At 58.4% G+C, this 2,426-nt stretch carries 1 protein-coding gene and 1 pseudogene; both read right to left on the bottom strand.

What is annotated here, in order from left to right; all coding sequences use genetic code 11:
- Window positions 1-99: 99 nt before the first annotated feature.
- A pseudogene (locus ABF648_RS11975) lies at window positions 100-1,290 on the bottom strand (IS256 family transposase).
- Window positions 1,291-1,475: 185 nt separating this feature from the next.
- Window positions 1,476-2,426, bottom strand: a 951-nt coding sequence (locus tag ABF648_RS11970; protein WP_415632474.1) for a hypothetical protein, incomplete at its 5' end; no start/stop codon positions are given.

Genomic DNA, 2,426 nt, shown 5'->3' with positions numbered 1-2,426 from the left:
ACAAGTGACACCAGTCACCCAATAAAACACAGGGAACAAAACCCAGTCCACCTCACCCGAGTTCTTGCGCACTTTGGGTTTTGTCTCCTGTGTGCGTTTTCAGTTCGCTTCCCGTATGGTGTCGCCGAGTCGGGACATGTCCAGGCAGCGTCGGGTGGACCAGTCGTTGTCGGTGACGTATCGGATCCTAGCGGTGATGAGCATCAACGCGCTCCTACCATCGGGGAAAGCGCCCACGACGCGGGTCCGACGTCGGATCTCCCGGTTCAACCGTCCGAATCATGTTGTTGGTGCGGATACGCCGACGATGCTCGACGGGATAGTCGTTCAGCAGGTACGTGGTGGTTTCGTTAATGCCCTCGCGCAGGCACTTGGCGGCTTCCCTGAGTTTCCGCTCCTCCATCTCGGAGGCGACCTGTTCGGCCTTGGCCGGCGCCGATTCGCGTGACTCCATGGCGAAGATCGCTTTGAGCGCGTCGCCGGCCCATCGGGTGTGCCGTGGGCCGGCCCTGGCGAGCACGCCCGCGCATGGAATGCACCATGCAGCGTTGGTAGCGGGCTTCGGGCAGCAGTTCGCCGACGGTGTTCACCAGTCCGGCGCATCGGTCGCCGACCGCCATCCGCACGCCTCCCGGACCCCCGTGCGATCAGGGAAGCGATGAAGTTCCGCCAGCTGGTCGCGTCCTCCTGTCAATCCCTCCGCCACGCCGATCACCTCGCGGTGCCCGTCTAACCCGACGCCGATGGCAACCAGCACACTCACGTTCTCGACCGCCCCGCCCCACGAACGCTTGTGCCACACGCCGTCCATGAACACATACGGGTAGGGCCGTTGCAACGGGCGCTGCCGCCACTGGTCGATCCGGACATATACCTTCTTCAACCGGTCCGACAGGGTCTGCGACGGCATCCGCTCGCCCCACAAGGCCTGGCTGATGTCATCGACGCGACGCGTGGACACGCCCGCCAGATACATGTCGATCAGGGCTTCCTCGACCGACTCCTCCCGCCTCCGGTAGCGTTCGATGACCGCCGACTCGAAAACCGCCCCCTTGAGCTTGGGCACCCTCACCGTCATTTTCCCGGCCTTGACGGTCAGATCTCGCCCGTAATGACCGGCCCGATACGCCTTCCCGCCACCGGAACGCTCATATCGGGCGGCACCCGTGATCTCGTCGGCCTGAAGCGTCCGGCATCCGGCCCACGGATCTCGTTGACCTTCTGGGACACCATGCGATCCAATTGAGTCTCGAACATGGGTTGGTTCACCTGTAAAATATGCTTGGGCATAGCCCGTACCTGCTTTCCAATCGGTTTTCTCTTTCAGCGATTGAAAATCGTACACATGGGACGGGCTGTGTTCCCACCACTTCAAAACTGCGCAAAAATCCGGGCGTCATCCTCAATTCCCTTTGGCATGAAATTCGCCAGTCAGTCCTAAAGGAAAGCTCTCAGTCATGCACCCCTAGCTGCTCTTACTGGTTGTCAGCGCCCGGTACAGTATCCAAGTACTCTGCTACAAGCTCTGGATCAAACACATCGAGTGATTCGCGAATCTCCGCATACAAGGCAGCAGGAGTGGCGTTGAGCGCTACATAACGTCCATCTGTATAGACAGACTTCGGCGCAAGTGCGGCAAGGCCGCGAACGAGCGACTCAATTTCGGCAACCTCCATGTCGTATCCCTTTGTCACAAGGAACGCTGCAAGGCTCTCAAAAACTATGGGAGCTTTCCGCTCGCTGTTCTCAACTAGAGTCTCAACTAACACAGCCACTGGTGGACGCGGAGTTCGGGCTTGCTTAGATTGCCTATCGACCCAGGCTCGCGTGTCTTCTGGCTTCCGTGTGTCGAACAGTGAACGAAGGTCGGACGGGTTGATTCCCTGAAGCGCGAACAGCTCAACTAGCCGAGCCAAGTCGCTGACCCTTATCGCAGTTATGTCATCATTGACGCATACTTCGTTAATCAGACCTTCATCATCAAGGGCCCCTTGGAAATCCGGTGCTACCAGGAGCGTAAAACTTGGAGCGATCTCGAGGCCATGCTTTTTCGCAGCCTTTTCGCGATGAACTCGAAGAATTGAGGTACGCGCTGTGTCTGCCCTTATATGGCCGGGTTTGTTCGTCTCGCTAGCTTCGGAAGAGTTTTTGGAAAGAACCGCCCGGACGGAGTCCTTGGTGGATTTTGCATCATAAGTAAATGCGTAAGATGCGCTGCCGTTACTACGCTTTCCGAGCCTTGCAGTGGCTATTCCGTCTGTTCCGTGCGTCGGACCTCCAAGACGAGTAACCGAAAAACCTAGAAGTTCGAGAGCGTCGCCTACTGCGTCCTCAAGCCCTTTCTCGTCATTTGTGGCATCACGTAGATTCTGGGCTCTTCGCGATCCGGGGTGTAGCGGGGGGTTGAGTCTGGCTGGCGTGTCGGG

It is taken from the genome of Propionibacterium sp., assembly GCF_047719395.1.
In the GTDB taxonomy this organism is placed as follows: Bacteria; Actinomycetota; Actinomycetes; order Propionibacteriales; family Propionibacteriaceae; genus Propionibacterium.
The sequence above is the reverse complement of the archived record's forward strand: the minus strand, read 5'-3'. Positions and strand labels throughout refer to the sequence as shown.